The sequence below is a fragment of the uncultured Hymenobacter sp. genome, from assembly GCF_964242765.1.
GTDB lineage: Bacteria > Bacteroidota > Bacteroidia > Cytophagales > Hymenobacteraceae > Hymenobacter.
In genome coordinates this window covers 133,750-145,975 of record NZ_CAXTBM010000005.1, presented here as the reverse complement: position 1 = coordinate 145,975, position 12,226 = coordinate 133,750, and the positions used below count along the sequence as shown (strand labels likewise).

11 protein-coding genes and 1 pseudogene are annotated in these 12,226 nt (G+C 48.1%); 8 read left to right on the top strand and 4 right to left on the bottom strand.

Annotated elements, in window-relative coordinates; translation table 11 throughout:
- The 8 genes and pseudogenes from ACFE7X_RS03705 to ACFE7X_RS03670 form a co-directional block, all read left to right on the top strand.
- Positions 1 to 668: MotA/TolQ/ExbB proton channel family protein (locus ACFE7X_RS03705; protein WP_375434310.1), on the top strand; the 668-nt coding region annotated here is incomplete at its 5' end.
- 65 nt (positions 669 to 733) lie between these two features.
- The gene (locus tag ACFE7X_RS03700; protein WP_375434309.1) at positions 734 to 1,357 is read left to right on the top strand and encodes an ExbD/TolR family protein; all 624 of its coding nucleotides are present in this window, start codon (positions 734 to 736) and stop codon (positions 1,355 to 1,357) included.
- A gap of 13 nt (positions 1,358 to 1,370) precedes the next feature.
- Positions 1,371 to 1,895: an ExbD/TolR family protein gene (locus ACFE7X_RS03695; protein ID WP_375434308.1), complete on the top strand. Its 525-nt coding sequence runs from the start codon at positions 1,371 to 1,373 to the stop codon at positions 1,893 to 1,895.
- On the top strand, positions 1,892 to 2,719 hold the full coding sequence (locus tag ACFE7X_RS03690; RefSeq protein ID WP_375434307.1) for an energy transducer TonB: 828 nt from the start codon (positions 1,892 to 1,894) through the stop codon (positions 2,717 to 2,719). Before ACFE7X_RS03695 ends, ACFE7X_RS03690 begins: the two co-directional genes overlap by 4 nt.
- Positions 2,720 to 3,064: 345 nt before the next feature.
- A complete protein-coding gene (locus ACFE7X_RS03685; RefSeq protein ID WP_375434306.1) occupies positions 3,065 to 3,889 on the top strand; it encodes a TonB family protein in 825 nt (274 codons plus the stop codon).
- A 467-nt stretch (positions 3,890 to 4,356) separates the two neighbouring features.
- Entirely contained in the window at positions 4,357 to 5,328 is a 972-nt protein-coding gene (locus ACFE7X_RS03680) for a PstS family phosphate ABC transporter substrate-binding protein (protein ID WP_375434305.1), read from the top strand.
- 50 nt (positions 5,329 to 5,378) lie between these two features.
- A pseudogene (locus ACFE7X_RS03675) lies at positions 5,379 to 5,612 on the top strand (hypothetical protein); the annotation flags it as partial.
- A 42-nt stretch (positions 5,613 to 5,654) separates the two neighbouring features.
- Positions 5,655 to 6,977, top strand: a complete 1,323-nt coding sequence (locus ACFE7X_RS03670; protein WP_375434313.1) for a tetratricopeptide repeat protein — start codon at positions 5,655 to 5,657, stop codon at positions 6,975 to 6,977.
- Positions 6,978 to 7,086: 109 nt separating this feature from the next.
- Here the strand turns inward: ACFE7X_RS03670 and ACFE7X_RS03665 are convergent, their stop codons facing one another.
- The 4 genes from ACFE7X_RS03665 to bamA all read right to left on the bottom strand — a co-directional run bounded on the left by ACFE7X_RS03665 (position 7,087) and on the right by bamA (position 12,143).
- A complete protein-coding gene (locus ACFE7X_RS03665) occupies positions 7,087 to 8,160 on the bottom strand; it encodes an RluA family pseudouridine synthase (RefSeq protein WP_375434304.1) in 1,074 nt (357 codons plus the stop codon).
- 84 nt (positions 8,161 to 8,244) lie between these two features.
- The gene (locus tag ACFE7X_RS03660) at positions 8,245 to 8,925 is read right to left on the bottom strand and encodes an OmpH family outer membrane protein (protein ID WP_375434303.1); all 681 of its coding nucleotides are present in this window, start codon (positions 8,923 to 8,925) and stop codon (positions 8,245 to 8,247) included.
- 45 nt (positions 8,926 to 8,970) lie between these two features.
- Positions 8,971 to 9,648 carry an OmpH family outer membrane protein gene (locus ACFE7X_RS03655; RefSeq protein ID WP_375434302.1) on the bottom strand — a complete coding sequence of 226 codons (678 nt, stop codon included), beginning with the start codon at positions 9,646 to 9,648 and terminating at the stop codon, positions 8,971 to 8,973.
- Positions 9,649 to 9,686: 38 nt separating this feature from the next.
- The gene (gene bamA, locus ACFE7X_RS03650) at positions 9,687 to 12,143 is read right to left on the bottom strand and encodes an outer membrane protein assembly factor BamA (protein WP_375434301.1); all 2,457 of its coding nucleotides are present in this window, start codon (positions 12,141 to 12,143) and stop codon (positions 9,687 to 9,689) included.
- Positions 12,144 to 12,226 lie beyond the last annotated feature (83 nt).

Genomic DNA, 12,226 nt, shown 5'->3' with positions numbered 1-12,226 from the left:
ACCTAGGTATTATATACAAAGGTGGCCCCATCGTACCGATTCTGATGTCGCTTTTCCTGTTGGTTATTACGTTCTCGATCGAGCGTTTCTTGACCATCAGCAAGGCTAAAGGCAGCAAGAGCATCGAAAGCTTCGTGCGCAGCATCCGCCAGAAATTGAACGTGAATGACATCACGGGTGCCATTGCTACCTGCGACCAGCAGAAAGGTTCGGTAGCCAATGTAGTGAAGTCGGGCTTGCTGAAGTATCAGGAAATGGCTCGTGAGCGTGGCATGGACAAAGACCAGAAGGTACTGGCTATCCAGAAGGAAATCGAGGAATCGACTGCTTTGGAGTTGCCTATGCTGGAGAAGAACCTAGTTATCATTTCTACTATTGCGTCGGTATCGACGCTGGTAGGTCTGCTCGGTACGGTATTCGGTATGATCAAGGCCTTCTCGGCACTTGCTCAGGCTGGTAGCCCCGACGCTGTTGCACTGGCAGAAGGTATTTCGGAAGCTTTGATCAACACGGCTATCGGTATTGCCGGTTCGGCTCTGGCTATCATTGCCTACAACTTTTTCACCAGCAAAATTGACGAGCTAACCTACAGCATCGACGAGGCTGGCTTCAGCATCATTCAGACTTTCGCTTCGCAGCACGGCGAAAAGGAAACTTACACAGCCTAAGTTGCGGTTCACGCAATAAGAAGCTACACGTTTCGTTTTCTGAATAATCTTAAACTATCCAGCATATGCCCAAAGTAAAGCCCCATAGAACCAATCCTTCGCTGGACATGACTCCAATGGTGGATTTGGCCTTCCTGCTGGTGACGTTTTTCATGCTCACCACCAAGTTTGCTGCCGAGGAAGTGGTGGTAGTTGATACCCCTTCTTCCACTTCGGAAATCAAGCTGCCAGAAAGCAATATCATTCGTCTGCTCGTTGACAAAGACAAGCGTGTTTTCTTCGGTTTTGAAAGTGATAAAGCCAAAGGCTTGTTACTCGACAAAATCGCTGCTAAGTATCAGCTTTCTTTCAATGAGAAGCAGAAGAAGAATTTCGGCAACTTGAACTCTTTTGGCGTACCAGTGCAGCAGCTAGGATCTTTGCTTAGCATGAACACTGAGCAGCGCAAGAAGGTTACCCAAGGTGGTATTCCGATCGACTCGCTCAACAACCAAATGATTGATTGGGTGATGGAAGCGCGAAAAGCCAATCAAGAAGCTATTGGTAAGCCAACGTTCATTGCTATCAAAGGCGATAACAATGCAGACGTGGCGACAGTGAAAAAGGTCATCCAGATTCTGCAGGATAAGAACATCAACCGTTTCAACCTTATCACCGACTTGGAAAACAAGCCGGTGGTGTCACGCTAATTCCCGCTAAGCCATGGCAGAAATACAACAGAACTCCGGCGGGGGTGGAAAAGGTGGAAAGAAGAGAGCCAAAAAAATGTCGACTCGTATCGACATGACCCCCATGGTGGACTTGGCCTTCTTACTTTTAACCTTTTTCATCCTGACAGCTTCGTTCAACAAGCCGAACGTGATGCAGCTCACGATGCCGGTAAAGGAAAAGAACCCCGAGGAGCAGACTGTATTGAAAGCTTCGGACGCCTTCACTATTGTGATGAGCGAAAACGACAAGTTGTACTACTATGAAGGTCTGCTGGATAAAGATGTGAAACCAGAGTTAAAGGCTTCTAATTATTCAGCTGATGGTATTCGGAAAGTATTATTAGCGCGGCAGCGGCAGAACCCTAAAACGGTGATTCTGATCAAGCCAAGCGATAAGTCCAACTACAAGAACATGGTGGACATCTTGGATGAGATGAACATAACCAACCAGACCAAGTATGCGTTGGTTGACGTGTCGAAAGCAGACGAAGAACTAATTAAAACTTCAGGGCTATGATGGATAACACCCAAATAGCGCGGGCTACTCTCAACGATATCGTTTTCGAAGGCCGTAACAAAGCCTACGGAGCGTATGTGTTGCGGCGCTTGTACGGCAAGCACGTCACGCGCGCCCTTCTCATCGCCATTGCTGTTTTTGCCCTGTTAGTGAGCTTCCCGCTAATTGCGCGGTTGTTTCGCGATAATACGGTGGTAGAAGACGACAAGATGTTGAAGGAAAACGTTCTGATGGATGCTCCTCCATTGGACGAAACAAAACCACCACCACCGCCGCCGCCGCCTGAGGCACCACCACCGCCACCACCGAAGCTTTCCACTATTAAATTCACTCCTCCCGTTGTTAAAAAGGACGAAGAAGTGAAGAAGGTGGAAGAGATTCCGGATCAAAAGGAGCTGGAAGACAAGGTGGTAGCCGCCAAAACTGTTGAAGGTAACACCGACAACCCGATGGACTTGAACGGTCTGGAAGGTGAGGGCAACAAGGTGGTAGAGGAAGTGGTAGAGCAGAAGGTTTATCAGTACGTGGAGCAAATGCCTGTATTTCCTGGTGGACAAGATGCTTTGCTGGCTGCTATCCAGAAAGGTGCTACTTATCCGGCACTAGCACTACGTAACCAGATCGAAGGCAAAGTCTTTATCTCGTTCGTAGTAGGTCCTGATGGAGCAGTGACGGATGTAAAGGTGCAAAAAGGCATTGGCGGCGGCTGCGACGAATCCGCAGTGGCCTCGGTGAAAAAGCTTCCTCGCTTCTCTCCTGGTAAGCAGAACGGTCGGGCAGTAAGTGTGTCTTACACTGTACCTGTAACCTTCGCCATCAAATAATTTTTAGGATACTAGTCTATTCTGGTATTCACGTACAAAGTCCCGTTTTCGGCTTCGGCTGAGAGCGGGACTTTTGTTTTAGCTATTTTCAGGTTAGCAGATAAGACTTGTTTACACTAGTGTGTATTGTCTCAACTATCCCTGATGTTGTGCTTAAGAAAAGACGAATGCTAGGCTAATCGGCAATTAAAAACTTGTTATAAAATATTTAGCTGCTTGCATACTACAAGAAACACTGATTTCGTTAGAAAGTTGAAAGCCAGGCGATAGCGCGAACAGAGACGAGCAGGGGACTAGGTCTGGGTAATGAAAGCGTAATCCGTTTCACTCTAACCTATATGTCCCATGAACATGCTCGATTTACGCACTGCCTCTCTCAACGACATCGTTTTTGAGGGACGCAACAAGATGTATGGAGCCTACGTGCTCCGCCAACTGTATGGGCGTCATTTAGTGAAGGCGTTAGCCATTGCTATTTCATTGACCTTATTGCTAGTAGCCTCTCCTTTAATAAAGGAGGCATTATTTCCTACCCTCATAGAAGCTCCCGACCCTCTCACGAACGAGAAGCCTATCGAGTTGCTATATCTTCGAACAATTGTTGATCCTAAACCAGCTGCAAGCCAACCGAAAACTGTCCAACCAATAGTACGCACCCCTGATATAGCAACGCGGGTAGTACCTGATGAAAAGGTAAAACCTGAAAACGAACCAATCCAGCCTACTGTAACTCCGGTAGAGCCTATATCTGATGTAATCCCTGGTGGTGCAATTGGTAGTAGTAACACAACCGAAATAGGTGGACCAGGTGGCAGCGATACTGCTGGCAGCACTACGAAGGCCCCGCCAGCTCCTACTATTTTTCTGACTGCGGAAGTAATGCCCGAGTTTGTAGGTGGACAAGAAGCGCTACGGCGCTACATGCAAAAGAACCTGCACTACCCGCCATTAGCTTTGCGCAACAACATCGATGGCAGAGTATACATCTCTTTCACAGTGCAGGCTGATGGTTCAATTGCAGATGTGCAAGTATTGAAAGGATTGGGCTACGGAACCGACGAAGAAGCCGCTCGCGTGGTGAAAGCTATGCCTACCTGGAAACCTGGTCAACAAAATAAGCATGCTGTATCTGTGCGTTATACAATGCCCATTACCTTCCGCTACGAATAGGCAGTTTAGGCTGCGCTCTAATGTTCTCAAGTAGAGCGTATTAAACAAATATCATGGTCCGGCTTGGCGGAAAAGCGCTTGATTCCTATGAAATCAAGCGCTTTTCCGCCTTTCTTGTGGCAATAAGCTAGCCTTGGTTACGTTTTGGCGAACCTGAGGCGAAGAATTTTGTGTTAATGAATAGTACACACTTTTCTTTGGTAGCTGCCACAACTTCATGATAAACCGCCCCACCACCGAAGAACGCCTGAACGACCGAGCCGGCTCGAAAAGCTTGATGCGTTATTTCTTGCTGTTCATGACGCTTACTTATATTGGCTTGGGAATATATCTTTGGTTAGCTCCGCCGTCAGCATTGAACCTATCTCTGTCAAACCGGCGTATCTTAGGAGGTATATTCGTATTCTACGGAATTATTAGATTTGTCCGTACTTACCAGCAGCATTTCCGTAATTCTGCCTCTCAACATGAATAAACTATCTGCTTTCTCACGCCTTTTCTCTTTCGGAGCAGCCATTTGTGGGGTGTTCCTGGCGACGGCTTGCAATCGAAATCCAGACAGTGCTGGCCCCGATGACGATACTTCTACTACCGGCCGCATTAATATAAGCGTAGACGAAACGTTCGCACCAATTCTAAAATCTCACATTGATACGTTTCAGCAACTGTATGTATATGCCCACGTTACGGCAGCTTACAAGCCTGAAGATTATGTTGCGCAAGACATCTTGACCGACAAAGTTCGCGCCGTAGTGTTAGCTCGGCAGCTCAATGCCACTGAAAAAAGCGCACTAGAGAGGCAAAAGCTTATCCCACGTACTACGCACATTGCTACCGATGGCTTAGCTATTATCCTGCATCCTTCCAACCCCGACTCCTTGCTCACAATGGCGCAACTCAGCGCTATCTTCTCCGGGCAGCAGGCAGACTGGAAGCAGGTAAGCGGCAAAAACAAACTAGGACCTATCGATGTGGTCTTTGATGCCAACCGGTCGAGCACTACTCGCTATGTGCAAGACTCGATTACGCGCGGAGCACCCCTATCAAAACGTGTGTTTGCGGCTAAATCGAACCCAGCACTGCTAGATTACGTTGCTACTCATCCGAACACTATTGGCATTGTTGGAGCCAATTGGATAAGCGACCGGGACGACGCCGCAGTACAACGTTTTTTGAAGCGAGTACGGGTAGCCAGCATTAGCGCTGAAGCCAGCCCGAAGTCAGTTGACGATTATTATCAACCTTTTCAGGCATATCTAGCGCTGAAAAAGTATCCATTGCGTCGCGAAGTGTATATCATCAGTCGAGAAGGCAGAGCAGGGCTTGGCACCGGTTTTGCATCCTTCATAGCAGGAACCAAAGGTCAACTGATTGTTTTGAAATCGGGTCTGATGCCTGCTACTGGACAAACTCGAATTGTGAATACCTCAAAGAAGTAAGTCCGGTTTTTTCACTTAAACACACCTCTTTTCCACTAACCCCATTACCCATGAACTTCAAGCCCTGGAATATCTCGTTCCTCGTTGCCTTGTCGGTTTCCGGCTCTGCCGCTTTCGCTCAAACTCCCCAGAAAGCTATTGAGTTAGAGCGCTATAGCGAAGCCCGGGCCGCGCTCTTAAAGCAAGGTCAGTCTCCTGAAGCTTCTTTTGAATTGGGCCGCCTTTATCAAAAGCGCGATATGCCCGATTCTGCTGCTTATTATTTTAGCCGGGTGCCGCTAGATCCTAAAAACCCCATGACCATGGTGGCGGCCGGACGGGCGGCTTTGGCGCAAGGCAAACCTGCTGATGCCCAAATTCAATTTGATAATGCGGTAAAGGCTAGCAAAAAGAAAGACCCTAAGGTCTACACGATGATTGCACAAGCTTATGGCGAGTCAAACATCAAAGCTGATAATGCCAAAGCCTTATCGTATGTGCAAGAAGCCGAAAAGCTAAGCAAGGGTAAAGATAACCCAGAGCTAATGATTGCGCGCGGCGACATATATGCGCAGTCGGAGCAAGGTGGTGGCGAAGCTATGAACAGCTACGAGCGGGCCCTTTTGGCCGATCCTAATAGCGCATTAGCTAACTATCGTAAAGGCGAACTGAACGTTCGAGCTCGCAACTACAACGATGCTCGTGCCTCTTTCGAGAAAGCAATTCAGCTCGATCCTAACTACGCTCCCGCCTACAACGCACTAGCTGAGACCTACTTTTATGCTGGCAAGTATGACGATGCCTTGGCGACCTTCCAGAAATATCAGGGAGTAGCCGAGAAGTCGCCAGGTACGGATACTAAATATGCTTCGTTCTTGTTTCTAACCAAAAAGTACCCGGAAGCGCAAGTTGAAGTTGAAAAGGTATTGGCTCGCGACCCTAAGAACGTAACAATGAACCGCCTATTGGCTTATACATTGTTCGAAAACGGCAAGTATCCAGAGGCTCTAACGGCTATGGAGAACTATATGAAGGTTCAGCCGGCTGATAAACTCATCACGGAAGATTACGTGTACTACGGCAAAATGCTCTCAAAGGCAGGTCGTGCTCAAGAAGGTGAAGCAGCTATCAAGAATGCCATAGCTAAAGACCCTAAGAAAGCAGCTGAACTCCAAGGTGAGTTGGCGCAGAGTTACATGCTCTCCAAAAACTATACAGGGGCCATTACAGCTTACAAAGAAATTATGAAAGCTAGCGGCACCCCTGCGCTAACTGACCAGTTTCGTTTGGCTACTGCTTACCAGGGCAACAAACAGTACACGCAGGCTGATAGCCTTTACAACATCATCATAACGGCTCGCCCAACTTACGCGCCAGCTTACTTGATGCGTGCGAAGGTTAATTCGTATATGGATCCAGATTCCAAGCAGGGTTTGGCTAAACCACATTACGAGAAGTATGTAGAGTTAGCAAAAGCCGATCCTGCCAAAAACAAGGAAGGATTAGCAGAAGCCAATGAGTATTTAGGTTACTACTACTACGCCAAAGGTGAGAAAACTACCGCTGCTCCTTACTACGAGCAAGTACTTGCCTTGGACCCAGGTAACTCGAATGCGAAGAAAGTAATTGATTCGATGAAGGCCCCTAAAACAGCCGCTAAGAAGAAGTAGCCGTTGCTGTAAATTTCAAAAAAGACCCGCAACGATTGTTGCGGGTCTTTTTTATATCTGAAATCGTCTTAAAGCATAACTCTTCTTTGCAAAAATACTCACGGATCTATTAATCAGCATATTGCTCCCAATGAGTTAGTACTGCCGCAAAGTCGGCAGGTAGCTCCACTTCAAACTGCATTTGAGCGTTCGTTACGGGATGTACAAAGCCCAATGACTTGGCATGCAACGCTTGGCGTGGTATTAATTCAAAAGCTTTGTCAACAAAGGCCTTATATGCACCTGTCCGCTGCCCATACAACACCTTGTTGCCTCCGTAGGTGGCATCCGAGAACAATGGATGCCCAATGTGCTTCATGTGCACTCGTATTTGATGCGTACGGCCAGTTTCAAGGTTGCATTGTACCAATGCCACATGCCCGAATGTGCGTAGCACCTTGTAATGCGTTACTGCTGATTTACCCTGTTCGCTATCAAGAGGGTACACAGCTTGCACTTTCCGGTCCTTTACACTACGCCCAATATTGCTGCGGACCGTCCCCTGCGGCTCCTTGGGTACGCCCCAAACTAGTGCTAAATACGTTCGCTCAATGGTGTGATAGAAGAATTGCTGCGAAAGATGCGTCATTGCAAATTCCGTCTTACCGATAACCAGCAACCCAGAGGTGTCTTTATCAATGCGGTGAATGAGGCCAGGACGAATCTCGCCATTACGGCCCGTGGGCAGATTGTTGAGGTGGTGTGTTAGACCATTCACTAACGTGCCATGCCAGTTGCCATATGCCGGGTGCACAACCATACCCGCGGGTTTATTTACTATCAACAGCGCCTCGTCTTCATAGCGAATGTCGAGGTCCATAGGCTCGGGCAGCACCCGATAATCAATGGGCGGCTCGGGCAGCGTAATGGTGATAAGGTCGCCGGGCTTGATGCGGTAGCTGGATTTCACCGGTCGCTCGTTCACCTGCACTGCTTCCGCCAAAATGGCATTCTGAATCTTGGTGCGTGATGTGTGTGGCAGTTGGCGCAACAGATACTTATCGAGCCGTAGCAAGTCTTGCTTCCGACTCACTACTATGCGATGATGCTCGTAAAGCTCATCTCCTACCTCCGCCTCATCATCTTCTTCATGAGGAGTAGGAGGCAGTAATTCATCATCCAACAAGGAGTCAGTCTGAGTCATATAAAATTGTAGGCAGAAAGGCTACTAAACAAGAAAGCCGGAGCACAAAGCTCCGGCTTTTCTAATTGTATCAGCAAAAGTGCCTTACTTCTTTTTAGTAGCTTTAGCCGTCTTGTTCGGGCTTGTAGCGGGATTGGAAGCAGGCACAACAGGAGCACTAGCTTTAGGCGCAGCAGAAGCAGCACCTGGCGTTACACCCATTTTCTTTAGAATCAGGTCAGAAATGTCACCCTCTTTCGGGCCGTGCAGAAGCACTGGGCTAGCACCATCAGAATTAAGCACGTACGTGTAGCCGTTCTCTACCGATACAGCGTCAATAGTCTTCTGAAGCTTATCAAGTGCGGGCTTCAGCAAGGTTTGCTGCTTCTGCTGAAGGTTTTGGTCGGCAGAACGCTGAAACTCTTGAATAGACTGCTGCATAGTTGTCAGCTCCTTCTCTTTGTCGGCCTTTACTACATCTGTCATAGTAGCGGCACCTTTCTGGTAGGCTTCAGCTTTGGTTTGATACTCGGCATATTTGCTCTTAAGCTGATTTTCCAGCTGCGTGCTGTAGGCTTTCAAATCAGTTTCAATCTGCCGGCTTTCAGGCATCTGGCTCAGCACATATTCCACACTCGTGTAGCCAATTTTTAATGGGCCGCTTGGAGCTGCTGCCGTGGTGGAAGCTGGAGTTGCCGCTGCAACAGTAGGAGCCTGCGCTAACGCAACTGAAGCCGACGTGAAAGTAAGAGCGGCCGCAGCCAATACAACGCGGAACATGTTCATGATGGTCATTAAAAAGGAAATGTCTGGGAAGTGTATGTTGCAAAGTTAGTTCTTTCGGCTTGCCGGACGTGTGGCCGGTTGCCGAGTAGCCGGTGTAGTACCAGCCTTGTCCTCATCAGCTTGCGGCTCATCACCCGCCGGCGTCTTCGGAACGGACACCGATTTAACGCTGCCCTTCTGTGCGGTTTGGTTTCTGTCTTCTGATGCTAAACCCAATTCTTCCAATACAAATTCCGTATAGTCGTGTACTGGGTTGGTATAAAGCATAGTCAAGTCGCCAGACTTATCGAACATGATGGCTAGCTGCTTTTTCTTGGCTACTTTTTCTACGGCTTCAAATACGCGGTCCTGTACCGGTTTAGTAAGTTCTTGACGCTTTTTGAACAGCTGACCTTCGTAACCGAAAATTTTGTTTTGGTAGCCTTTTACATCCTGCTCTTTTTTCAGGATTTCGTCTTGCCGCTTCTTCTTCATCGGCTCCGTCAACAGAACTTCTTCGGCTTGGTACGTGCGATATAGCTTATCGAGGTCCTTTTTTTGAGCCTCGATATCCTTCTGCCAGTTCTGCGACAAGTTGTTGATCTCAGTTTGAGCTTGCGCATACTCTGGCATCTTGGTCATGATGAACTCGGAATCTATGTACCCGAATTTTTGGGCTGTTGCCGAGCCAGCGGTAATCAGAAGCACTAGCAGGGAGGCCAGGGCAGAGAATGTTTTCTTCATAGCAACAAGTGGGAAAAGCCGACCTGCGCCTCTCGCACTTAGCGGATTTGCTGGCCGATGATGAAGTGGAATTGGTTGCGGTCCTGAGCAGTCTGACTAGACGAAGTGCGCGGAATAACATCAAAGGCCCGGCCGAAATCAAACCCTAGCAAACCAAATGCCGACATAAAAATACGGGCCCCTACACCAGCCGAACGATAGAGCTTGTAGGGACTGTAGTCGGTGTAGCTATTGAAAGCATTGCCAGCCTCTGCGAAACTAAGAACATAAACTGTTGCGGCCGGGTTCAGCGACACCGGATAACGCAACTCCATCACGTACTTATTATAGACCGCTCCGCCATTTTGTTCCTGTCGCGCTGTAGGTATAGAGTTTGGATCTCCAGGGTCAGCGTAGCCACGTAAACCTACATATTCGGTACCAACTAAGAAATTCTGGCTACCACCAGCACCTAGACCTGATCCACCTAATTTGAACCGCTCAAAAGGTCCGATCTGGAGGCTACTGTTATAGGTGCCAATAAAGCCAAAGTGCGCCCTTGTGTTAAGCACTAACTTGCCCACAATGGGTGTAAACCAGGACGCATCAAACATCCACTTATGGAACTCAACCCACTCACTCGTATTCAGAGGCGCGCCTTTTTTGAATAATGAATAAGGTGGCGTCAGGTTTACGCTTAACGCCAGCGAAGATCCCCTTCTTGTAAATGTAGGGTTATCAATGCTATTGCGGGACAGCGTGGTATTCAGCGTGATGTTAGTGGCGGTTCCGTTCTGGAAGTTTTGGAAATATGGATAGTCCTTTACTATGTACTGCGTAGCTGACAACGAATTGCTTAGTGTGAAATAGTCATCAGGCCAGCGCAACCGTCGTCCTAAGCTAATAGAAGCACTATTGCTTTTAAGGAAGCTGCCATTATTTATGTCGAAGCTATTACCACCGTAAGCAAAACGACTAATGCTCCGGTTCAAGCTGAAGGAAAACGAATTAGGCTTACGGCCACCGAGCCATGGCTCGGTGAATGAAAACGAGTAAGCCTGATACTGTAGTCCATTGGCTTGTACGTTCAGGGATATACGCTGACCGTCGCCGGCGGGCACTGGCGTCCAATTGCGGAAATCTTTGGCTTTGCGCAACGAGAAATTGTTGAACACCAGCCCTACCGTACCAATAAAGCCCGCATAGCCACCCCAGCCACCTGAGAGGGTAATCTGGTCGGAAGGCTTCTCTACAACCGTGTAGTTGATATCAACCGTACCGTCGGCTTGGTTGGGCACTGGGTTGATGCCTACTTTCTCTGGGTCGAAGTAACCCAAAGTGGATATTTCACGCTGCGAGCGAATAAGCAATTCGCGGTTGAACTTGTCGCCGGGCAAAGTCCGCAACTCCCGACGCAACACGTGGTCGGTGGTCTTGGTATTGCCAGCAATGTTTACCTCTTTGATCCGAGCCTGCACCCCTTCTGTGATGCGCATCTCGATATCAATAGAGTCGCCTTCCACCTTAGTTTCTACCGGGTCAATAGAGAAAAACAAATAACCGTCGTTCATATAGAGCGAAGTGATATCCTGACCTGTTGGATTGTAGTTCAGGCGCTTATCAAGCGTTTCCTTACTATACACACTGCCCTCCTTAATACCTAAGACCGAGGCCAGTGTCTTATCGTCGTACAAGTAGTTGCCAGCCCAGGAGATGTTGCGGAAGTAATACTTGGGACCTTCATCAACTCGAACTCGCAAAGCCAAGCTTTCCCCATTTCGAATAAGTGAGTCCGATACCACTACTGCATCACGGTAACCTTGCGCATTATAGAATTCGATAAGTTTAGTTTTATCTTCTTCGAACTCCACTCGCTGAAACTTTCCAGAATTCAGAATTTTAGGGAATTTTTTCTCCTTCGTCTTCTTGAATTTTCCCTTCAGCTTGCTGTCTTTGAATGCTTCGTTGCCCTCAAAGGTGATTTCTCGAATCTTACTTTTCCCACCCTTATCGACGTTGATCTTCAACACCACGCTATTCGACAAACTGGAGTCAGGAATTTGCGTGATGTTTACTTTAGCGTCCAAGAAGCCTTTGTTGGTGTAGAATTTCCGTACCTGGGTATTGGTATTGCTCAGCAGCGCGTCTGTCACCACCTTACCTCGAATCAGCTTGATCTTGTTTTTAAGATCATCTGCTTGACTCTTGCCGATACCTGTAAACTCGAACTTCGACAGACGAGGGCGCTCCTTCAGGTTGAAATCCAGAAAAATGCGGTTGCTTTCAATTCGCGTAATTGAAACGCTCACATCACCAAGAATACCCTGTTCCCATACCTTACGGATTGCCTTGCCTATTTCTTCGCCAGGCACTGAAATAGGGTCGCCTACCCGCAGGCCGGTCAGACCGATCAGGGTATTAGCATCTAAGTAGCGGGCACCGCTAATGGTGATGCCCCCTAGTTCGTAACGCTTGGGTTCCTCGCCAGTTGCGGCCGGAGTGGCCGTTTGAGCCATTCCAGTCAGCGGTGCTACTACACCTAGTGTAAGGACTATAGCCGCTACTCGGCTCAATGTGTTCAAAAATAAATTCATTCTGC